The 21,912-nt window shown below is 50.0% G+C and carries 23 protein-coding genes; 2 read left to right on the plus strand and 21 right to left on the minus strand.

The window, feature by feature from the left end; translation table 11 throughout:
- Positions 1 to 62: 62 nt before the first annotated feature.
- The 11 genes from AC15IQ_RS02120 to AC15IQ_RS02170 form a co-directional block, all read right to left on the minus strand.
- On the minus strand, positions 63 to 893 hold the full coding sequence (locus tag AC15IQ_RS02120; RefSeq protein WP_483176998.1) for a transketolase: 831 nt from the start codon (positions 891 to 893) through the stop codon (positions 63 to 65).
- A gap of 20 nt (positions 894 to 913) precedes the next feature.
- A protein-coding gene (gene prfB / locus AC15IQ_RS02125) for a peptide chain release factor 2 (protein ID WP_483177733.1) occupies positions 914 to 1,973 on the minus strand; the annotation gives its coding sequence in 2 pieces (ribosomal slippage) (positions 914 to 1,942 and positions 1,944 to 1,973; 1,059 coding nt in all).
- Between the two features lie 232 nt (positions 1,974 to 2,205).
- A complete protein-coding gene (locus AC15IQ_RS02130; RefSeq protein WP_483176999.1) occupies positions 2,206 to 3,042 on the minus strand; it encodes an OmpA/MotB family protein in 837 nt (278 codons plus the stop codon).
- A 6-nt stretch (positions 3,043 to 3,048) separates the two neighbouring features.
- Positions 3,049 to 3,840: a flagellar motor protein gene (locus tag AC15IQ_RS02135; RefSeq protein ID WP_483177000.1), complete on the minus strand. Its 792-nt coding sequence runs from the start codon at positions 3,838 to 3,840 to the stop codon at positions 3,049 to 3,051.
- Positions 3,840 to 6,332, minus strand: coding sequence for a preprotein translocase subunit SecA (gene secA / locus AC15IQ_RS02140; protein ID WP_483177002.1), 2,493 nt, complete (start codon positions 6,330 to 6,332; stop codon positions 3,840 to 3,842). The genes AC15IQ_RS02135 and secA overlap by 1 nt, the downstream gene beginning before the upstream one ends.
- A gap of 103 nt (positions 6,333 to 6,435) precedes the next feature.
- Complete coding sequence (gene hpf / locus AC15IQ_RS02145; protein ID WP_483177003.1) at positions 6,436 to 6,972, minus strand: ribosome hibernation-promoting factor, HPF/YfiA family; 537 nt, start codon at positions 6,970 to 6,972, stop codon at positions 6,436 to 6,438.
- Positions 6,973 to 7,130: 158 nt separating this feature from the next.
- Positions 7,131 to 7,415, minus strand: coding sequence for a zinc-ribbon domain containing protein (locus AC15IQ_RS02150; RefSeq protein WP_483177004.1), 285 nt, complete (start codon positions 7,413 to 7,415; stop codon positions 7,131 to 7,133).
- A gap of 168 nt (positions 7,416 to 7,583) precedes the next feature.
- On the minus strand, positions 7,584 to 8,060 hold the full coding sequence (locus tag AC15IQ_RS02155; protein WP_483177005.1) for a hypothetical protein: 477 nt from the start codon (positions 8,058 to 8,060) through the stop codon (positions 7,584 to 7,586).
- Positions 8,061 to 8,089: 29 nt separating this feature from the next.
- Positions 8,090 to 8,542: a hypothetical protein gene (locus AC15IQ_RS02160; protein ID WP_483177006.1), complete on the minus strand. Its 453-nt coding sequence runs from the start codon at positions 8,540 to 8,542 to the stop codon at positions 8,090 to 8,092.
- Between the two features lie 17 nt (positions 8,543 to 8,559).
- The gene (gene fliS, locus AC15IQ_RS02165; protein WP_483177007.1) at positions 8,560 to 8,982 is read right to left on the minus strand and encodes a flagellar export chaperone FliS; all 423 of its coding nucleotides are present in this window, start codon (positions 8,980 to 8,982) and stop codon (positions 8,560 to 8,562) included.
- A 109-nt stretch (positions 8,983 to 9,091) separates the two neighbouring features.
- Positions 9,092 to 9,430 carry a flagellar protein FlaG gene (locus AC15IQ_RS02170; RefSeq protein ID WP_483177008.1) on the minus strand — a complete coding sequence of 113 codons (339 nt, stop codon included), beginning with the start codon at positions 9,428 to 9,430 and terminating at the stop codon, positions 9,092 to 9,094.
- Between the two features lie 185 nt (positions 9,431 to 9,615).
- On the opposite strand from AC15IQ_RS02170, the gene AC15IQ_RS02175 reads away from it, so the two are divergent.
- Together AC15IQ_RS02175 and AC15IQ_RS02180 are read left to right on the plus strand one after the other, a co-directional pair.
- Positions 9,616 to 10,674 carry a hypothetical protein gene (locus AC15IQ_RS02175; RefSeq protein ID WP_483177010.1) on the plus strand — a complete coding sequence of 353 codons (1,059 nt, stop codon included), beginning with the start codon at positions 9,616 to 9,618 and terminating at the stop codon, positions 10,672 to 10,674.
- Positions 10,675 to 11,094: 420 nt separating this feature from the next.
- Entirely contained in the window at positions 11,095 to 12,189 is a 1,095-nt protein-coding gene (locus AC15IQ_RS02180) for a hypothetical protein (RefSeq protein WP_483177735.1), read from the plus strand.
- Between the two features lie 594 nt (positions 12,190 to 12,783).
- Here AC15IQ_RS02180 and AC15IQ_RS02185 read toward each other — a convergent pair.
- The 10 genes from AC15IQ_RS02185 to AC15IQ_RS02230 all read right to left on the minus strand — a co-directional run bounded on the left by AC15IQ_RS02185 (position 12,784) and on the right by AC15IQ_RS02230 (position 21,815).
- Positions 12,784 to 14,283, minus strand: coding sequence for a flagellin N-terminal helical domain-containing protein (locus AC15IQ_RS02185; protein WP_483177012.1), 1,500 nt, complete (start codon positions 14,281 to 14,283; stop codon positions 12,784 to 12,786).
- A 390-nt stretch (positions 14,284 to 14,673) separates the two neighbouring features.
- Positions 14,674 to 16,110 carry a flagellar filament capping protein FliD gene (gene fliD / locus AC15IQ_RS02190; protein WP_483177013.1) on the minus strand — a complete coding sequence of 479 codons (1,437 nt, stop codon included), beginning with the start codon at positions 16,108 to 16,110 and terminating at the stop codon, positions 14,674 to 14,676.
- Positions 16,111 to 16,124: 14 nt separating this feature from the next.
- Entirely contained in the window at positions 16,125 to 16,379 is a 255-nt protein-coding gene (csrA, locus tag AC15IQ_RS02195; RefSeq protein WP_483177014.1) for a carbon storage regulator CsrA, read from the minus strand.
- Position 16,380: 1 nt separating this feature from the next.
- On the minus strand, positions 16,381 to 16,851 hold the full coding sequence (gene fliW, locus AC15IQ_RS02200) for a flagellar assembly protein FliW (RefSeq protein WP_483177016.1): 471 nt from the start codon (positions 16,849 to 16,851) through the stop codon (positions 16,381 to 16,383).
- A gap of 412 nt (positions 16,852 to 17,263) precedes the next feature.
- Entirely contained in the window at positions 17,264 to 18,166 is a 903-nt protein-coding gene (gene flgL, locus AC15IQ_RS02205; RefSeq protein ID WP_483177017.1) for a flagellar hook-associated protein FlgL, read from the minus strand.
- 5 nt (positions 18,167 to 18,171) lie between these two features.
- Positions 18,172 to 19,698 (minus strand): flagellar hook-associated protein FlgK, encoded by a 1,527-nt coding sequence (gene flgK / locus AC15IQ_RS02210; RefSeq protein ID WP_483177018.1) that lies wholly within the window; start codon positions 19,696 to 19,698, stop codon positions 18,172 to 18,174.
- 30 nt (positions 19,699 to 19,728) lie between these two features.
- The gene (locus tag AC15IQ_RS02215; protein ID WP_483177019.1) at positions 19,729 to 20,223 is read right to left on the minus strand and encodes a flagellar protein FlgN; all 495 of its coding nucleotides are present in this window, start codon (positions 20,221 to 20,223) and stop codon (positions 19,729 to 19,731) included.
- Positions 20,224 to 20,235: 12 nt separating this feature from the next.
- Positions 20,236 to 20,532 carry a flagellar biosynthesis anti-sigma factor FlgM gene (locus AC15IQ_RS02220; RefSeq protein WP_483177020.1) on the minus strand — a complete coding sequence of 99 codons (297 nt, stop codon included), beginning with the start codon at positions 20,530 to 20,532 and terminating at the stop codon, positions 20,236 to 20,238.
- A gap of 155 nt (positions 20,533 to 20,687) precedes the next feature.
- A complete protein-coding gene (locus AC15IQ_RS02225; RefSeq protein ID WP_483177022.1) occupies positions 20,688 to 21,089 on the minus strand; it encodes a hypothetical protein in 402 nt (133 codons plus the stop codon).
- Positions 21,090 to 21,107: 18 nt separating this feature from the next.
- Positions 21,108 to 21,815 carry a phosphoribosyltransferase family protein gene (locus AC15IQ_RS02230; protein WP_483177023.1) on the minus strand — a complete coding sequence of 236 codons (708 nt, stop codon included), beginning with the start codon at positions 21,813 to 21,815 and terminating at the stop codon, positions 21,108 to 21,110.
- Between the last annotated feature and the right edge of the window lie 97 nt (positions 21,816 to 21,912).

Below are 21,912 nucleotides of genomic sequence, written 5' to 3' on the forward strand. Positions count from 1 at the left end.
GCCCGCATCCTCCTCGTCGGTCGGCGGCTAGTGCTCAAAACCGCCGTTGTATTTGATTGCACTTACATATCCAATTCCGCCAGGGCTCGTGCTATCTCATCGCCCTTGGGAGCCACTCCGTGCCACTCAACCTTATTCTCTATAAAGGAGCAGCCTTTTCCCTTGATGGTCCTGGCCACAATGGCAGTAGGCTTGCCTTTGACCACCCGGGCACAATCCAAGGCCTCCATTATCTGGCGTATATCATTGCCGTCGATCTGCAGGACCTCCCAGCCAAAGGCCGCAAATTTGCCGGGGATCGGCAATGGAGACAAGACCTGTTTCACCGGCCCGTCGATCTGCAGGCCGTTAAAATCAATAAAAGCCACCAGGTTATCCAAACGGTAATGAGCCGCAGCCATGGCCGCTTCCCATACCATTCCCTCCTCCAGTTCCCCGTCACCTAAGAGGGTATAGACCCGGTAATCCTTGCGGTCCATCTTCCCGGCCAGAGCCATGCCCACCGCCCACGAGATGCCCTGTCCCAGCGAGCCGGTCGAAGCCTCCACCCCGGCCAGTTTGCTGCGGTCCGGATGACCCTGCAGAGGACTGCCCAGTTTTCTCAAGGTCTGCAGCTGCTCTACCGGAAAAAAGCCGCGCTCTGCCAGGGCTGCATATAAGAGCGGTGCGGCGTGGCCTTTGCTGAGCACAAAACGGTCCCGGTCTGCCCAATCCGGCTGATTCGGATCAATATTCATCTCCCAGAAATATAGTGCCGTCACAATATCGGCCGCGCCCAGGGAACCGCCGGTATGCCCGGAGCCAGCTTGCCCCAGCATAGCTATGATATGGCGGCGCACTTCCCGCGCTTTTTCCTGTAAGCGCTGCACCTGCTGTTGGTCGATCTGCTTCACCTTAGCCACCTCATCACTTATTATTGTGCTTTCCTGGAAAGGCAGGCATATATGAAATCGTTGATCTTGCCATCCAGGACCGCCTGAACATTACCTTCTTCCAACCCGGTGCGGTGATCCTTGATCAAGCTGAATGGATTCAGTGTATAGGTGCGGATCTGGCTGCCCCAGGCGATCTCTTTGTGCTCCCCTTTAAGGTTTTCCAGGTTCTCTTCCATCTCTTTCTGCTTCAATTCATAGAGGCGCGCCGTCAATATCTTAGTAGCCGCCAGTCGGTTGGCGTGCTGGGACCGTTCATTCTGGCACTGCACTACGATCCCGGTGGGAATATGAGTGATGCGCACCGCCGAATCGGTTTTATTGACATGCTGCCCGCCAGCGCCACTGGAACGGTAGGTATCAATACGCAACTCCTCGGGATTGATTTTAATCTCTACCTCTTCACTTATCTCGGGCAGCACATTGAGGGATGCGAACGAAGTGTGGCGGCGCCCTGAAGTATCAAACGGCGAAACCCTGATAAGGCGGTGCACCCCCTGCTCGCATTTCAGTTTACCGTAGGCATAATCGCCTTTAACCAGCATAGTGACGCTTTTCACCCCAGCCTCATCCCCGGGCAGCAGATCCAGGATCTGCACCTGATAACCATTCGCTTCAGCCCAGCGGGTATACATGCGCAAGAGCATCTCCACCCAGTCCTGGGCTTCGGTGCCCCCGGCGCCAGCATGCAGGGAGACGATGCCATCGCTTTTATCATGCTCTCCAGTGAATAACACCAACAGTTCATACTCTTGAAAACGCTGCTGCAACTCCAGGAGTTCCCCGCAAACCTCTTGCAACAACTCTTGGTCCTGCTCACTTTCAGCCATTTCCAGCACATCCTGCAAATAGTTGGCCTCAACAAGCAGGTTCTGGTAACGGTCCACCTCTTCCTGCAAATGCCTGATCTGCCTCATGACCTTATGGGCTGATTGATGATCGTCCCAGAAGCCATCACGGGTGGTCTGTTCTTCCAAACTGGCAATCTGCTGGCTCAGATTAGCGATGTCAAAGAGAAGCCCCCATTTCTGTTAAACGCATGATGATTTCCTGACAGGTTGACCTGGGATCCTCCAGCAATTTCGTTCCCTCCTCCAAGAGTTTGAGCCAATATCTTGTAAAACCACCGGTTTCTTATCCGGTGGCAGCCAATTTCATTTCGGATTGACTTTAAATTAGCATGTTTTACAGCCTCAATGCAAGCAACGGGAAGGTTTAGGCGTGATAAGAAGTCGGACACATCCCGCATTGGGGTTTATCCAAAAGTGACCGTTCAGTTGGCAGCCTGGAAGGTAGAGTCTTCTTTTATGAGCGGCGGCTCGAAATAATCGTACTTCTTCTTGAGTATGACTATGTCCACACGCCGGTTCATTGCCCGATAGGATTCGTTGTCATTGGGCACTAGCGGGCGGTGTTCTCCGTAGCCGATTATGGCCAGGCGCTCCGCGGGGATTTGGGCTGATTCGCTCAGTACATGGACCACAGTTGCGGAACGCAACACCGACAATTCCCAGTTGGAAGCGAAACGACTGGTGTTTATGGGGAGATTGTCAGTGTGACCTTCCACGCGTATGTAGTTGGGCAGATTGGTCAATGTCTTGCCAACTTCGGCAATTATTGCCGCAGCATAAGGAGTGAGCTGATCAGATCCGCTGGGAAAGAGCAGGGCGTCTTTGAAACTGATCACCAGGCCCCGTTCCTGTTCATAGACAATGATATGTTCACTCAACTTGATGGCCTGACTGTTGGTCATGCCCTGCTGGGCTTCCTGGTCCTTGGCCGCGATGAATTCTGTGACCAGTTTTTTGACCTCTTCCAATTGTCCCTGTTCGAAACCGTCCTGATTCTGAGGCATATCCTGCCCCGATAAACCTTCGATCAAAGACGGACCCTGAGTGTCCAAGACTGACATGGCCTGGCCGGTCAATACCACACTCAGGGAATTGGCCACCGCTGCGTACTTTTGGGCATCGACCTGGCTCATGGTATACATCAGAATGAAGAAGATCATCAAAAGGGTGATCAAGTCGGCGTAAGTGATCAGCCAGCGATCACGGCTGCCCTCCTCACCGTGAGCCCCTTTTTTCATTCTGCGACCGCGCCTAGCCATATCTGCTTACATCCCCATTTCCAGCGACTTCTGCTGTTCGGCGGCCTTGCGGGTATCCATGGGCAGGAAAGTCATCAATTTTTCTCTGATGACCCGGGGATTCTCCCCGGCCTGAATGGATAAGACCCCTTCCAGGATCAGTTCCATCAACAATACCTGTTTGTTGGCCTTGGTCTTGCACTTGGTAGCAAATGGTATCCATAACACATTGGCCGAGCCCACGCCATAGAGGGTAGCCAGGAAGGCTACCGCGATAGCCCCGGCCAGTTCGTCCGGGTCGGCCACATTGCTCAAAACATGTACCAGCCCCATGACGGTACCGATAATGCCCATAGTAGGGGCAAAGCCCCCCGCAGTCATAAATATATCCGCCCCGAGGTGTTCCTCTTTTTCAAAGGCCTCAATCTCCATTTCCAGCATGTTCCGGGTAAGTTCGGGGTCGGTGCCGTCGATGACCAACTGCAGTCCGCGGGCCATAAAAGGACTGTCTATATCGGGAAGCTGGCTTTCCAGGCTCAATAAGCCTTCGCGCCGGGCTTTATCGGCAGTATCAACTAGAGTCTCCAGGACACCCAAGTAATCGATCTTCTTATCGCTGAACACCATGCTGAAAAAATACCCCATCTTTTTCAATTCGTCCATGGAGTATCCAATCATAGTAGCACCCACAGTGCCGCCTACCACTATCACGAAGGCAGTATGCACCCACAGCATTCCGGCGTGGCCGCCTTCCAGCAGAAAGCCCCCGATCAGTCCGGCGATTCCGATAAGCAATCCGATGAGTGTCGCTATATCCATTAATTATTCCCTCTTCCACAGCACTGTTTATACTTTTTGCCGCTGCCGCAGGGGCACGGTTCATTGCGTCCCACTTTCTTGCTGCGCGCCGGTTGGCGAGTGGTCTCCTCACCGCCGCTGTAGGCCACGGCCCGGTGCTCTTCCGGCTCTTTGACCACCTTAACTCGCAGCACAAAACGCACCACATCTTCTTTGATGCTGTACACCATGGCCTGAAAGGCCTCATAAGCCTCGAACTTATATTCCACCAAGGGATCTTTCTGCCCGTAAGCCCGGAGTGAAATGCCATTACGCAGCTGGTCCATGGCGTCAATGTGGTCCATCCACTTCTGGTCGATAAAGTGTAAGAGAATGCGCCGCTCCAGCTCCCGCATGGTCTCAGCGCCCAATTCCTCCTCGCGGACTGCATAGAGGCGTTGCACCTCATCCTGCAAGAACTCCGTCACTGCTTCCCGAGTCATTCCGGTAAGATTCTCCGCAGTAAAGGCTGGTGCGGGGATGACATTCCGGTCCAGATAGGTCAAGAGTCCATTTAAGTCCCATTCATCCGACCATTTAGCCTCGCCGGCAAAGGATTCCACCACCGCCTCGACGACATCATCGATCATGGCAGTCACGGTTTCCTTGAGATCCTCTCCATAGAGCACCTTTTTGCGCTCCCCGTAAATGACTTCTCTTTGCTGGTTAATAACATCATCGTATTCCAAGACGTTTTTCCTGATACTAAAGTTGCGGGATTCCACCCTTTTTTGAGCATTTTCCAGGCCTTTGCTGACCATATTGTGCTCGATCGGCATATCATCATCCATACCCAGGCGGTCCATAATACCCTCAATGGTGGAACCACCGAAGAGACGCATCAGATCGTCTTCTAACGAAACATAGAAGCGCGACAATCCCGGGTCTCCCTGGCGTCCGGAACGGCCTCTGAGCTGATTGTCGATACGGCGGGCTTCGTGGCGTTCCGTCCCTAATACATAAAGTCCGCCCAGTTCTTTGACCCCTTCTCCTAGCACGATGTCAGTGCCGCGCCCGGCCATGTTGGTGGCGATGGTCACGGTACCCTTCTGTCCTGCCTGAGCGATGATCTGGGCTTCTTTCTCATGGTGCTTGGCATTTAAGACCTGATGTCGTATTCCCCGTTTGTTGAGCAGACCGCTTAGAAGCTCGGATTTTTCAATGGAGATGGTACCCACCAGAACCGGTTGTCCGGCTCGATGGCGCTCGGCGATATCTTCGATGACGGCCTTAAACTTACCGGCCTCGGTGCGGTATATCACATCGGGCTTATCTTCCCTGATCATCTCCATATTGGTGGGGATGGCCAGGACGTCCATGCCATAGATCTTGCGGAACTCTTCTTCCTCGGTCTTGGCGGTGCCGGTCATACCAGCCAGTTTTTGGTACATGCGGAAATAGTTTTGAAAGGTGATGGTGGCCAAGGTTTGGGATTCCTTTTCGATCTTGACCCCTTCCTTAGCCTCAATAGCCTGGTGTAAGCCATCGCTGTAGCGACGTCCGAACATCAACCGCCCGGTGAATTCATCCACGATTATCACCTGATCATCTTTGACCACATAATCGCGGTCACGCTTCATCAGGGCGTGGGCTTTGAGGCCTTGATTGATATGATGGGCCAGTTCCATGTTGTCAGACAAAATCTCGATGTTAAAGCTCTTCTCCACTTTACGCACCCCATCCTCAGTGAGGGTGACCAGGCGCGCTTTCTCATCCACGATGTAATCCTCTTCCACCTTGAGACGGGGCACGAATTTAGCGATCTGATAGTAGAGCCCGGTCGGTTTGTCACCTTCACCGGAGATGATCAAGGGGGTGCGAGCTTCGTCGATAAGAATGGAGTCCACCTCGTCGATGATGGCATAGTGCAGATCCCGCTGCACCATGTTTTCAGCCGCAGCAACCATATTGTCACGCAGATAATCGAAACCGAGTTCATTGTTGGTGCCATAGGTAATGTCACATGCATAGGCGGTTTTTCTTTCCATGTAACTGAGGCCATGCACGATCAGGCCTACACTGAGGCCGCAGTAATTGTAGATCGGAGCCATCCAGTTAGCGTCGCGGCTGGCCAGGTAGTCATTGACAGTGACGATATGCACGCCCTTGCCTTCCAGGGCATTGAGATAAGCCGGCAAAGTAGCCACCAGGGTTTTGCCCTCGCCGGTCTTCATCTCCGCTATGCGCCCATCGTGCAAGACCATGCCGCCGATTAGCTGCACGTCGAAATGGCGCATGCCCAAGGTGCGCCGGGCCGCTTCCCTTACCAGAGCGAAGGCCTCGGGCAGTATATCCTTGAGGGTCTGGCCGTCTTGCAGGCGTTGTTTGAATTCCTGGGTCTTGGCGGGGAAGGCTTCCTCAGGTAGGGCTTCCATCTGTGGTTCCAGTTCGCCTATAAGCTGCACCGTCTTGCTGTATTTGCGCACTTCTTTCTCAGTATCATCCAACAGTTTCTTAAAAAAGTTCTTTAACATTGGCTCAGTTACCTCACTTCAAAAAAAAGGAACCTTTCGGTTCCTTTTATCACAAAGGGTTACTCGATGTTTATATAGTAGCATTCCGCCGTTTACGCGGCAACTAGTCAAACCAAGGCTCGATTAAGCCGTAGTTGCAGTCTTTGCGCTTGTATACCACGTTGACTTCATCGGTTTTGGAATTAAAGAACACGAAAAAGTTATGTCCCAACAGATTCATCTGCATTATGGCCTCTTCCTCATCCATCGGCTTTAATGCGAAGCGTTTGGTGCGCACGATTTTGAACTGATCCACCGGAGCGCCGCTTCCGGCCGAATTCCCCAGCATGGCCTTCTTCAATCCGGAAGCACGGTGGCTCTTATTAAGTTTGGTTTTATATTTATCTAATTGTTTCTCCAGTTTTTCCTCTACTAGATCGATGGAACTATACATGTCCTCACTGGCTTCCTCGCCCCGCAAAATGATCCCGTTTAACGGTATGGTCACCTCCACCTTGTGACGGTCTCCTTCTACGGACATTGCAACCTGGGCATCACGGCTATCATCAAAATATTTCTCCAACTTGGAAAGCCGTTTGGTGGTGTAATCCTTGAGAGCGTCCGTTACTTCGATGTTTTTTCCTCTGATCTCGAACCTCATGCAACCACTCCTTTCCCGTTGTTACATCTATTTTACAATGCGCCTATTATTTTCTCCAGTAGATTGTCTATACTTTAGTAGTATACAAAGCTGGCGCGAATATCCATAAATTAGAGAAAAAATAAACCGGGCACGAAGCCCGGTTTTGTCCGTTTATCTTATAACGCTGCCTGCTTTTGTTCCTGGAAGCACTGCAAGCAGTACACAGGTCTGTCTTCAACCGGTCTAAAGGGAACCTGGGTCTCGGTCCCGCATTTAGCACAAATAGCGGTAAACATCTCGCGGGTCTTGCCGCTGCGCGAGTTTCTGCGCTGTGTTCTGCAGTCTCGGCAACGCTTGGGCTGGTTCTCAAATCCCTTCTCATGGTAGAATTCCTGCTCACCGGAAGTGAAGATAAACTCCTGCCCGCAATCCTCGCAAATTAAACTTTTGTCCTCGAACATGTGATAAAATCCCTCACTTTAACTGTTAAATTGGTCCCGGAGGAAAGCATACTGTGTGACCCGGTATACTCTTCAATCCGTAATGCCTATTATATATGCTGACATAAAAAAAGGCAAGGAAGCTCTGAGTTCCTGGCCTGCAGCCATTAATAGGACTTTTTTCGATATTTAACCAGGGGTTTCCTTTTTCTGTTGCACAGCCTTCTTATAAGCCTGGCGGGCTTGTTGGTTTCCGACCGGAGCAGCTTTTTTCCCGGTTCCGCTCCCCTCCCGCAAAGCCATCAATCCCTGGCTCTGACCGTCCATAGTGGTGATGCTGCCCAGCACCTGCCCTAGTTCGGTGATGAGTTGCTCCAAAATCGCCCATTCCCCATCCGGCAGTACTGGTTTCAGCTGACCCAGGCTGAATTCCTTCAGTCCGTGAGCTTGCAAAAACTCCTTTTGCAGGTGGCGGTTATCCTGCGCCAAGCAGTCCAGTTTTGCCAGCAACTGGCGGCGTCTATCCAGGATGGAGCCGATCTGGAAATGGTCATAACCGCCCTGAAGAGCCTCTAGCTGAAGCCGGGATTCCTGTTCCATCTGCTGGTAAATGCCGACCTGTACCCTGAAATTGGCGTTTATTCTCTTTACCAGACTATCGCTCACTATTCTCCCCCCAGGCGTAAGGCAGCCTGCTATTTATAACCGTCAAAGAACTGAGAAGCACTGTACTGACCGGATGCGCCATAAGATTTCAAGGCTTGCAGGTTTTTGCGGGCTTTGCCGGCTTCTGTGCCCAATAACTGCAAAAGCCTCTCGGCATGGGCACGGCTTTCATCATCACAACTCTGGATAGCTAGTATGCTCTTACGAACTGCGGCCTCTTCCATTTCGATGGATTCTATCACCTTCACCTCACCACTCTCCAACTTTTCCCGGGATGGTTTCTGTGCCAGTTGCTGGCCCTGGTCGATCTCTTTCATGACTCTCTGGCGCTGATCGATTAATTCAGTCAGTCTGGTGATAGTGTCGTCAATATTATCAGATCCGGCCTGGCTTAGCAGCTCCGCTTGCTGGCGGGCGGTCTGCTGCAGTTCGGAAAAGAGCTGTCTGATTGCCTGTTTTTGTGCCAAAAGAGATCTCATCATGCTTTAACCCATAATCGTCAGCCCATAATATTGAGGAACAGATTCTGTTCTCGTGCCGCACTGCCAGGTCCAGCCAGGCGCGCAGCCTCCTGCCAGGTCTGGCGCAGCTCGGTAAGAAACGGCAGGATCTTCTCTAAAACCAGCCGGTCCTTATGGATATTGGCCTCTACCAACTCTCTATAAATGTAATCGTACAGTTCCCATAAGGGAGCCGAGACGCTGTAATCCATATTTAAGGTGTTGCGTAGTTCCAAGATGATATTTTGCGCCCTGACCATGTGTTTATGGGCTTCAGCGACCCGTTGCTGGTCAATATCCTCCATGGCCTTCTGCACGCTGTTGATGGCGCCATCGAACAGCATCACCAAAAGCCGCCCCGGGGAGATGGTCTCCACACTGGTCTTTTTATACTTCTCATACATCATGAGGTTTTCCTGCATTATTTTCCTCCTTAGTGATTTGTTGTGCAGCTACTGATATAACTATACTTTCAAAAACTATATTTTGGGGCCAATATCTGAACAGCTCCGCGGGCTGTAACCTTATTTTCTATACATGTGTGTCCAGCAATATTCCCAGTTCATGCTCGAGGACCTGTTTCAGGCGGGCGGATACCTCCAGAATAGCATCTGCCGGCCATTCGCGGATCACTTCTTGATTGATCGCATCTACCATCTTGACCTGATAGCGGCCGCTGGCCTGATGCATGGTGAATTTAAGGTTGTAATTCGAAAAGAAGTGGTTTAACTGGCTGACCGCCTTTTTCAGGTCAGTTGCTGGGACAGCGGCAGGGCTCTCCGGCTGCGCCTTTGAGGGCTTACTTACAGATGCCTTGATGCTCTTGGGGCCAATTTCAAGGTCAAGGGGCATACCGGGCTCTACTCTCATGATTGCACCTCCTTTTATTCAGGTTGATTTAATTATCGTGGTTTTTGTTCAAAAGCTTAAAGCCCTTATTAAGGGAAAGTAATCGCTTATCAGCGATTCTCCAATATTCAAGCCCCGCCTTTTTGCCTACGATAATTAATTATATATAAAAATTTTGGCCTATGGTCCTAAGGAGGTGAGAATATATGATCATTACTGGTAGTTTTGTGGAAATGGCCTCGCGCCGTGCTTATCAGGAGCAAAGCACCTTCGAGCAGCGTCTGCAGTCCTGGTCAGGTCCTGAGCCTGGTCTGAATCCTTCAAAGCAAAAACCTGTGTCGGCAATACAAGACCAATTGGAACTGTCTGCACAGGCTTTAAAGTCTTCTACGGCTGATGCCGTCGAAGATGACGAATGCATGCTGCGTTTGAGCCCGGAAGATGAACTTAAAATTACCATGTTGCAGATGTTTTTGGAGAAGCTGACCGGAAAACGGTTTCGCTTCAGGATTCTTCAGGACATAAAACTGCGCCAGAACAGCGAGATCAACTCTGCCGATCGGTCATCCCCCCGGCAGAATAATGCGCAACGCGTGGGATGGGGAATACGATATGATACTCGTTTCTACCACCATGAAGCCGAGAAAACCAGTTTTCAAGCCCGGGGAGTGGTAAAAACCGTCGATGGGCAGGAGATAAGCATTTCTCTGCAACTGTCCATGAGCCGCGACTTTACGGCCTGGAGCGAAGTCCATATCCGAGCTGGCGATGCCATAGCGGTAGACCCGCTGGTCATCAATTATCAGGGCAATGCAGCTGCATTGACCCAGCGCAGTTATCTATTTGATCTAAATAGCGACGGTATTGAGGAGAATATTGCCTTTGTCGCTTCAGGTAGTGGTTTTTTGGCTCTGGATAAAAATGGGGACGGCATCATCAACAATGGACAGGAATTGTTCGGGACGAGTAGCGGTGACGGCTTCGCCGATCTGGCTGAATATGACCTGGATGGCAACGGCTGGATAGATGAGGGCGATACGATATTTACTCAGCTGAAAATTTGGAGCAAAGACGAGAACGGCCAGGACCGCCTGATAAGCGTCAGCGATGCTGGCGTGGGGGCCATCTACCTGGGCAATGTGGATACTCAATTCAGCCTCACCGATATTACCAACCAGGACCGGGGGTACATTCGCCAAACCGGTCTATTCCTGAGAGAGGACGGCTCAGCAGGCACAGTTCAGCATCTCGACCTGGTAGTATAGCAACCCATTTCCAACAGCATTTCCAACAGAGGGACCTTCTAAGAGGGATCAATCTGACAAAGAAGGCTAAAATTCCCCTTAATTGGGTGAAACTTGAGCCCTTAATCTACCTTGCGCAAAATTTTTGATTGTCTAGAAGAATGATGTCGCTGCCTGTAGAGCTGTGGAAAGGAATCCTTTCTCCGGGTTGTTTTGGTTTGGTCGCTTAAACAATGCCACAAAAAGTTGCTTTCCTTTTCGCTTTTTCTGAAAAGATCCATTTAGTTATTCTGGAAACCATCACAGCAGCGATTTCGTTCTTCTTGTGTCCCATACAGCTGATGTCCCAGTGTGACTGCGACCCGGAATACTCACAAGGGATTCTTTTCCCTAAAAACCAAGGTAACTTAATGTAATCGCGGTAAATAATGATTGCCAAATATGGTAGTATTTTATAAAGAACGTTTGTTCCCGAGAGGAGAATTAAGTGTGTTTGGCTCTAAAGAAGAATTGATCCAATACCTTTATGTCCATTACCCTGAGGAAAAGAATGAGGTACTTGCCAGGCAGCTTGGTATTTCCAAAACTGCCCTGGCCACTATAGCGTCACGGAATAATATTAAGAAGAGTTCATCCTTTTTGAAAAAACAACACGAAGAACTCATGTTAGCCAAACTAAAAAAATACAATAAGAATTTGAAATCTTATATCTTAAGCCAGCGGGAACAGAATATTTTGGCCGGCAGTATTTTGGGAGATGGCAGTTTAGCCCTTTATGGCAGAAGTAAACACGCACATTACAGGGAACATGGGGCCCCAGCTCAGCTTCCCTATCGTTTATGGAAAGTACAACAATTAGCCGGTCTCGATTTTAAAGCAGACCGTTCCGGTAACATTTCTTCCCCCAGCAATCCCCTTTATACGGAATTAATGCACCATTTCTACCAAGATGGCAGAAAGATCATTCTCCCCGAAAATCTGCAATTATTGAGCCATCCTATTGGCCTAGCTTGCCTGTATATGGATGACGGCAGTTTGGTAATTGATATCAATCGTAAGAAAAATCGCTTTTACCTATTTCCTCGTATTTATATTTACAGCCTTAATTTCACCCGCGAAGAAAACCAGTTGCTGCGTGATCATTTAGAGAACAGATTTGGCATCCCCTTTAAGCTGAAGAAGCACCCTGACGGTGAAGGAACGATGTTAGAGCTTAACCGACGTAATGAAGTTCTAAGCTTTATCCAGCTTATCGCACCCTTCGTGGAGCAAATACCATGCATGACTTATAAAATTGAAGCTGAAAAACGAATGCAGTCGACAAAAGCACGGCTGGAGCGAGATGGCAGACAGAATATTATTCTTTCCCCTTTGGAAATAGAATGTCAGAACTACAGCGCCAGCGCTGTGGATAAAATTATTCAGCTAAAGAATCAGGGTATTCCCGACCGTATCATTGCTGAGCAGTTAAGGCGCAGTTATTGGGGCATAGTTGATAAAATCAGGCGATTACGCCAAGAAGAATTGCTTGAATAATAGCTGATTTCCTCCTAGCTAACTATTGCCCCATTACCCACCAAAAGGAGTCAGGGAATATCCCCGACTCCTTTATAGTTAGTGACTGTCCCGGAATAAAATGAAAATGGGCTCTGGTGAGCGGCCAGAGCCCGGAATGGGGAGTTTAAATGCTATCTGAGCAATTGCAGTACGTTTTGAGGTTGCTGGTTTGCTTGCGGACCTTCAACTATCTTTCAATAGTTGCCAGACTATATCTTCAAGCAGGATCTAAGATCCTGTTTGCCGGGTACTTCGGGGCACCTCATCCCCTACGGATTTCATCACCATGCAAAAGCAAAAAACATTAACCGACAAATAATTCGCATAAGTTGGGTTCGGTGCCTAGCACCATTGCTCTTGTTTAGGTGGTATATCCTAGTCGTTGAACCTTCTCCAGGCTTTCGCCCCAGGAGCTCGGCTGCTGATTTTCCATTGTTGCATCCCTGTATCTTTTCGACCTGTCACGTCTGACCTTTCAGTCTGCGTTGTAGGGTACAGGGCTTTAGGAGTTTCCAGCAATTCACCCGGTTGGCACCTGGAGGTTACCCCCCAGGGGACCCTTTAAATTCGCTGCTATCTCAACAGTTGCAGAACATTCTGCGGCTGCGAATTTGCTTGAGCCAGCATTGCGGTGGCGGCCTGAGACAAAATGTTCATCTTGGTGAACTGCATCATCTCTTTGGCCATGTCTACGTCGCGCACCCGGGATTCGGCCGCAGACAGGTTTTCAGAAGAAGTGCCGAGATTGTTGATGGTGTGTTCCAGTCTATTCTGGTAAGCACCCAACTTGGAACGTTCCTGGGATACAGTCGTTATGGCATTATTTATGGTGGTAATGGCACTGTTAGCTTTCGCCTGGGTGGATACATTAATACCCCCAGCTACTGATGCTTCGGTTGCAAAGGAGCCATCAGCATTAAAGGTGGCTGCATTGGACGCTGAGCTTGCCACCGAAAACATCGTTCCAGTAGTTGCAGATGCGGTCAAAGAAGCAAATGAGAAGTGAATGGTTACCGTGGCGTCCAAAGCGTTATTCCCAATTACTGCCTGGTTTTGATCATTGTAAATATTAACTGCATTGCCAATTAAAGTTGTTCCAGCAGTTCCATCAGCCAATTGAGCGGTGGCTTTGGAAGATGTTGCGCCAAAGGTCCAGGTATCACCTGCAGCATTAGCTGTAGCACCATCAAAAGCAACACTTATGCCAGTTCCAGTTAAGACTGAGGCAGTGCTTCCAGACACTACAATGTCTGACCCGTTAAAGGTTATTCCTCCATCCGTGGAAAACTGGATCGCTGATACATAATTATCACCATCTACAGCGGTAGCTTTTACTACCAAAGAGGCAATATCATCACGTCCTGTATAAGTCCCACTAACAGTCATTTCCGAACCAGCAGCATTTGATTGTGTATCTGCTACATCGGCAGTCAATCCGGTAAATGCAGCATCGGTCTTGGTTACAATTACCGAGTAACTACTATTCGTCAACCCCTCGCCAACACCACTGACCGAACTCAACTGTGCAGTATTATTGGCTGTTAGTGATGCAGTCTGAACACTTCTACTTACCGACAGGCTGAAGGCGTCCATAGCACTAATGCTAAGGCTCATATTTTGGTCGGCATTGGCACCAATGTGGAAAGTACTAGTTAACCCACCCGCCAGTAGATTTTTAGTATTGAATTCAGTGGTATTGGATATACGGGTGATTTCTTTGGCCAACTCATCAACTTCAGCCTGGATTTTACCACGATCATCAGCAGTATTAGTATCAGTTGCGGACTGAACTGCCAACTCCCGCATCCTCTGCAGAATACTGTGAGTCTCGTTTAAAGCACCTTCAGCGGTTTGAATCAAAGAAATACCATCCTGGGCATTCCTGGAAGCTTGGTCTAAGCCTCTAATCTGACCCCGCATTTTTTCGGAGATGGCCAGCCCGGCAGCATCGTCACCAGCACGGTTGATACGAAGGCCAGAAGACAACTTTTCCAGTGATTTGTTACCTAAGACATTATTGTTTGACAATTGACGATAGGCGTTAAGTGATGCGATATTGTGGTTAATAATCATTTCACAATTCCTCCTTGAAATTCGCTAGCCCACTTCCTTGCGGGCTGCCCCATATTACTCCTGATGATCTTACTCCAATCCTTGGTTTCTGTTGAAACTTGCCCCCTTTTCTTAAGTGATTGCATTTAATATATCGGCATCTTTTCAGGAAATATTTACTACTATTTTGTATTTTTCTAGGCCTTTAGTAGTTATTTTTATTCAATTTGTCTGGTTTATGGATTAATGACCTAATCCATCGTCTATTTTGGGACCATTACCGAAAAATTCAGGGTGGCTGTCAGCCACCCTGTCTCAGTCTTCTATTAGCTTGGTTCAAAAATGCTAGGTGCAGAAGGGAAGTATTATCCCGATCAAAGTCGCAGCCTTGAATAACTCTGTTAAATAAGTCTACCGGCCGGAAGGGTTGCTAAACTGCTGAGCCAGCCACTGGCTCTGGGCATTCATTCGCTGAATAGCTTGTTCCATAGCTGTGAATTGCCGATAATATCTGTTCTCCACCTCTAGCAGACGCTCTTCCAGGCTGCTGATTCGCTTATTCACCCCGTCTATCTCCCGCCCCAGGCTGCTGTTGTCAACCCCCGCACTTACAGTGCCTGCGGTATTGGTAATCTGCTTCATGCTGGCATTGACCTGATCATAGAGCCTGACGGCTATACCCTGGTCGGTGCCCTCAACACTATTGGTGAACAGCTTCATGACCCCTTCCGGGTCCAGGCTCAAGGCGGTGCGAAGTTTATCCTCGTCGAGATATAACTTACCCTGATCCTGCCATCCAGCGGTAGTGATGCCAATTGCGCTCAGGCTGGAGTATTTGCCTGTATCGGCAACGGTAGCCGAGGTCTGGTTGCGTATAACGCTGTACAAGTTAAAGAGAGTCGAGTCGCTGCGCAACAGCCCGCTTTTGGCCTTCTCTTCCCACAGTTCGATCTCTTTTTCTTTCATTTCCTTTTTCTGTTCATCACCTAGGGGGGCAAAGTCGCGGTAGCGTTTTTCACCTAGCTTCTCGGCTATGTATCCTACTGCGGCATTGTATTTTTCCACAAAATCCTTGATCTTCTCCACCGCATTGTCAATATTGGTGCTTACGTTCATATCCACGGTTTGGCCCGCTTTTAACAGATTGAAGTTGATATTATTGAAGGTGAAGCGGTTGGAGGAGAAATTCAGTTCCTGCCCACCGTTGAATTTTATTGCTGCATCAACGCCCTGCACCATGGTCAGGTCTACATTTAAGGTAGAGCCCAGAAAACCATCGGTGTCTTCCAGCTCAATTTTGGCGTCAATGCCGCTGCCGGAGGTGAAAAGATAGAATTTGTTCAGGCCGGAATCGTATGTAGCCCTGATTCCGGTGGCGGTCTGCTGTTCATTGATTTTTGCCACTACCGTCGCTATGGTATCCCCATTCTCAACGGTGATGGTGGCGGAGCCAGCCTTTCCATTCAGAGTAAAGGAAGCATCTCCTCCGCTGTGCACATAATCACTGCTTATCGGGGTGCTTTCCTTGCTGGCACCCCGGGCTAAACGAATCACTTCTATACTGAAACTGCCTTCTACCGCACTGCTGGCGGCAGTGGCGGTGAGAACCGCCGCATCTGAAGAAGTGACCGTTTTGGCTTGAAAAGTGCCCTGAAGTTTCAAATTGAGCAGAGAACTGCGCAAGGCCAAAAGTTTGGTATTGGCTTCCCGGTACTGCTCGCGCTTCCATTCCAGGATCTGCTTCTGCTGGCGCACCACGTCCACACGCGCGATCTCAGCCTTCATGGCTTCTTTGATTATGCTTTCAGTGTCGAAACCACTGGCTAATCCTGATATCCTGATAGCCATATTGCTCCCTCCAATCACCTGGAAATAGACTGAAATTGCGATTTGAACAGGTCGTCTAAGAGATGGTGTTTTTCCTGCCCCGGTTCTGCGGCGGCCGCCTGCAGGTTGGCTGCAACGATTTCCCGATATATCTCCTGGCGGTATACCCCCACCTCACGGGGCGCGTCAATGCCGAGCTTGATATAGTCGCCTTGCACATCGACTACGGTAATCTTTATCTCTTCGCCTATACAAATGCTTTGACCCTTTTTGCGATTAAGTACCAGCATGTTATCTCACCCCCTGGGCGGGGCTGATCACAGTCTCTTCAAACAAAGGATGTTTGGTATGATATCTAGATACCTGAGGGATAAACTGCATCCCCACCTGCTTTTCAAAATTTATCACCAATGGAGCCAGAAGATTGGCGGTGGTTTCCGCAAAGATCTCTGGAATTGTCAACAAGGCAAATACGTTTAAGGAGCCCTGTCCGCCTTCTTCTATTTTTAGGCGCTGCAGCGCCTGATTGTTGATCTCCACCTGGTAGTCGGGGAAAAATGTGAATATATCGGCCAGTATAAAACAGAGCCGGGCGTTGTTTACTGACTGCAAATAGAAGAAGGGTGAGTCGTACGCAAACGGTATGATGACGAATTGCCGTTCTTCTTCAAAGGCGGGCAGGCCTTCCGGGAAAACAATAACCTGTTCGCTCTCAATCTCAATCTCGTCTAAATATTTACTCTTGATTTTTATGCAATTCACCTAAAGCGTGCCTCCCTATCTGAGCTGGCGAAAATTATTTTCACTAATAAGTATATCGTGTGGGAAAGGGGGCTTCTTGATAGCAATCTGAACCTGAGTGGATATTTGAACGGCTAGTCCCAATTCAAATGGGGCTTTTATCTCCCTCCGCAACCGGCCCCCAAGGTGATGTGGGAGGAAGCATGGGAACTGCCCTTTTGCTTCCTTTGTACGCTTCCCCATTATAAATAGGACTTTTTGCCCCCCCGCCGGGATAAAGGGATGGTGTTCGACCCAATCAGCCACGTTGCAGCCAGGCGACCTGGCGGAGACACTGGTCCATCTATAGGTCGGCATCGACCGGGGCAAAAACAAACCCCTGCTCAGATCGGCAGATGCGGATCAAGCAGAGGATGGTGTATCCGATCAGGCTCTAGCGGAGGTAATCTACCAGAGTGGGCTGGATAATGCGGGCTCCGGCAGCCAGGCAGGAATGGTAAACATTTTCCTGCATTCTCAGGTTCATGATGACTTCTTCTATGTCGGCATCTTCAACCCCGCCTAAAAGGGTAGTCAGGGATACCTCCGCCTCCTCCAGACGGTTCTGCTGCAACTCCATACGGTTGATGCGGGCTCCTACCACCGCCCGGTTGCCCAAGAGATCATCTATCTTGGCATCGATGTCATCCAGCATGCCGCTGACCCCGCTGTAATCAGACCTGTTGATGGTGTCGATCAGTTCATTGACCATGGCGAAGACACCTCCATCCGGATTTCCCGAAGCATCCACCCCGCTGGGATTGCCGAAGAAGTCTTTCATATCCAGATTTAGAGCCACCTTGACCCCGATGCCGATCTCAGTCTCTAAAAGCCGGGAATTGCCTTTCCAATGGTCTCCGTCGCAGGGGGCCTGAGTGACATTGGTCCCCGCGAAAACATATTTGGACCCGTAGGTGCTGTTGGCTACCAGCATCAGTTGCTCCTGCAGCTGCTCGATTTCGGTAGAGATGGCCTGCATATCTTCATCGGCATTGCTGCCAGTGCCGGCCTTTACTGCCAGTTCCCGAATCCGTTGCAGGATGGCGTTGATATCATTGAGCGCCACGTCGGTGGTTTCCATAAAACTGTAGGCTTCATTTATGTTGGCCAGGAATTGTTCATTTTCGGTGAGCGCGGTGCGCAGGCGCAGGGCTTTGACCAGTCCCGAAGGGTTGTCGGAGGGCCGGTTGATCTTGCGCCCAGTGGAGAGCTGACGTTGAAACTCGTCCAAACGCTGGGTGTTGGTATTTAAATTCCGGACCAAATCATTGACCATCATAGCTGAAGTGATGCGCATTTACCTTACCTCCCCACCAGGCCCAGGCGGTTTACCACCAGGTCCAGTTGTTCGTCTATGGCGGTTATAAACCGGGCTGCCGCGTTATAAGCGTGCTGATAGCGGATCATATTGGTCATCTCCTCGTCCAGGGACACCCCGGAGACGCTCTGCCGCTTGTTGTCCAATTCCCCCACCAAATTATCCTGGTTGGCAGACATACGCCCGGCCTGCTGGCCCTGCACACCTATAGTGGAAGCCACCGAACGCCAAAAATCGTCCGTGGTCATGGCTCCGTCGATGATCATGGCATGCTTGAGCTGGGCCAGTTTTAGAGCATTACCCCCATCCCCGAAGTTGATGGGCTCGGCACTGGCCGGTGGAACCGGGTCTGCTCCGCTTAACGGATCGCCCCAGGTGCGCAGGCTGGCTGCGGCTATTCCCCGGGGATCATCGAGTATGGCCGTAGATACTTTTATATACTGCGACCAGTTGCTGACCGCATCCGGGTCGGAAGGCTGGTCAAAAAAGTTGCTGCCATCAGGGGTGCCGCTTTGATTGAGCAGGCTGAAGCCCTGTTGGTGCACCAGATTAGTCTCTACAACAATAGCCCGGGCCAATTCATTGAGCTTGGCTATCATTTCTGGCACCAGACCCCGGTATTGCGAAGCGGCGTCAGCGGGCAGAGAGGTAGCCCCTCTGACATCAAGCAGGCCTTTCAGTTCTCCCCCGTTGATCTGTGCCTTGACCCGGGTGTCCTGCCAGACGATCATCTGCATGCCATTGGCATCAGCTATCGTGTCCAGAGAACTGTAATTGAGTCCTTGCACCAGAGCCCGGCCTCCCAACTGCACCGTGACCAGGCCATTAGACTCTTCGAAAACCTGAATATCGGCGATGCGACTCAACTGGTCGAGGAGCAGATCGCGCCGGTCCAAGAGATCGTTAGGCTGCTGACCGGAGACCTTGATGGCCAGAATCTGTTCATTCAAATCCCGGATCTGTTCTGCGGTGGAATTTATGTCCTGAACCTTGGTGTGCAGGATTGAATTTATATCGGTACGCAACTCTACCAATTGGCGGTAGGTATGGTTAAAGGTGTCGGCCAGGGTCGCTCCCCGTTCAGCCACCACGGTACGGGCGGAATCGTTTTCGGGGTTGTTGACCAGGTCCTGCCAGGCCTCCCAGAATTGGTCCATCACCTCTCGCAAGCCTGAAGCAGAGGGCTCATTGATGATAACTTCCAGTTTGCTGATAGCCTCGGAAACGCTCTGCCAGTAGCCTGAGGCCTTGTTTTCGTTACGATACTGGTTGTCCAGGAATTGTTCGCGGATGCGCTGGATAGTGCCCACTTCCACACCGGTGCCCAACTGCCCCACCTGCATCGCGGCGTTAAATGAAGGGGTACAATAAGGGATGGTGGTCTGTAATTGGGCCATCTGCCGGGTATAGCCTACCGTGTTGGCATTGGCTATGTTATGGCCGGTAATGGTCAGAGCGGTCTGCTGGGCGGTTATTGCCCGCTTTCCTATTTCCAATCCTAGAAATGACACCTGGCTTCCCTCATTTCCAATAATCGAATGTTACACTTTGCGGTCCAGGAGATTGATCCTGGTTCTGCTCTCTTCGGCTTGCAGACCTTTTTGGGAGTAGGTCCCGGGCTGGTCGCCAACGATGGCGGCTTCCAGAAGAGCAATGTGATCCAGGGATTGCTGCAACAGCTCATTATTGTGCTGGTTAAGGCTGCTCAAGGCACCCAGACTGGTCTCCAGGCGGCTTAGCGACTCCTGAAAAACGGCCTTTAAATGCGGACATTGCCTGGCTACCTGTTGCTGCAAGTATTGAGCTTTACAGTCCGCCAGATCTGGGCCCAACTGTTTCTGAGCACGAAAACGGGCACCCTCCCATTTTTCAAGTTCTGAAATGACGATGCCCTCTTCACGGATCAAGCTATCCAATTGTTTGACCTGGCCTTGAATTACCAGCCGCTTTTTTTCCTGGGCCAATATTACCAGCCTCTGCACCATCTCATTGACTTTATCCATCAGTTCGATCAGTTCGAGATATTGCTGTTCCATATTTCACCGCTTCTATGCGAACTTATCTACGATAGCTCTCTGAATAATTTTCTCCGCAACTTCATCATCGGCCAGAGTATAGGTCCCGGTGGATATTCTGTGCTGCAGGGAGGTGACCTTTTCCATACGTATATCATCAGTCTGCTTCACAGCCTGCATGGCTTTTTGTTTGAGCCGACTGGCATCGGAAATCATCAGCTCATCCTTTTTGGCCACGCCCTGAGTGCGCATAGATTCGGTCGGATTGAGTTTGTAGTCCCGAGCATAGGTTTTTAAAATGTGTTGTACCTGGGATTTTGAAATTATCATAGTACCACCTCATACATCTAGCTGTGTTAAGAATCGTCTAAAGGACTTCTGTTCTTTATTCTCATTAGAACGGTTTTTGTTGATATTGCTTTTCATTGCGCAGGATAACTGCTATTTCAATGCCATTCTGTTGATCAATGTTCTAAGACGCGGTTTTATTTGCCAAATTTATTTATGTGCATTTGCTCTTTCACTGCAGTACGGGGTATTGCCTTTTCCGTCACCGGCATCACACCCTGCAACTGCTGGTCCAATTCAAACAGACACTTGGGGCAGAAACGCCCGCTGTCGATTCTGGTTGAACAACGTTCGCATTGCAGACTGGCCACGAAGCCCCGCGATATAAGCCGGCCCTCGCGCAGAAAATGCAGGATGATCTCCTCGCTGACCCCGGTAGCCTGTGACACCTCCAGCACATCCGCCCCGTTATGATCACGGACATATTTGCGCACCACAACAAAATCTTGGTCGATCTGGTCGAGGCATTTGCGGCACAGGCTAGCGCTCACCGAAGCAAATACGCGCCCACATTGTTTGCAATTCTTCAATTCTGCCATGGCGACGGCCCTCCTCAATCAAAAGCCCTTACCGGTTGCCCAGGTAATAACCGCAACCTTTCCGACTCCAGCCCGCATCAAGCTGCGGGTGCATTCCCGGGCAGTTGATCCTGTAGTATATACATCGTCAACCAGCAGAACATTCTTTCCTTTTATTTTCTCGGGATCTCTGACTTTAAAAGCACACAACAGGTTTTTTTCTCGTTCCTCCCTGGTCAATTCCCTCTGTGCCGGGGTTTCCTTGACCCTTAACAGCAAGTTGTTATCCATTGGCAGTTTGAGATGCCGGGCAATATATTTACCCAGGATTTCAGTCTGATTGAAGCCGCGCTGGGTAAGGCTGCCTTGAGAGGCCGGCACCGGGATTATCACATCGATAGGCCAGAAGCGAGGTTCATTTTTCACCACTTCAGCCATCATCCGTCCCATTTGACCGGCCAGGTACTTGCGTCCTAAAAACTTCAAAACCTTGATGGCAATGCGATAGCTGTCCTTGTCATATGGACCTACGGCGCGAGCGATGCTGAAATCGGGGGGATTGGCACGGCAGTCCTGACACAATTCATCATCGGTCTCCAAATATTTGCCGCATCGGTCGCAGTTAGGCAGGCAGGTTTGGGCACTGCACATATCCTCGGCGCACTTGTCGCACCAGGGACGGCGACTGCTGTATCTTCCCGGCTCTCTGCATACACAGCACACAGTTTCCGGGAAAAGTATGTCCATTAAAAAGTTTAACAAACCAACCACTGCTTTCTGCAAATATAAAACGGCCGTATGTGTCTTACCTTCGACATACGGTAAAACATATATTAATGATAAT

The organism is Syntrophomonas sp. DTU019 (genome assembly GCA_913757435.1).
Taxonomy (GTDB): Bacteria; Bacillota; Syntrophomonadia; order Syntrophomonadales; family Syntrophomonadaceae; genus DTU019.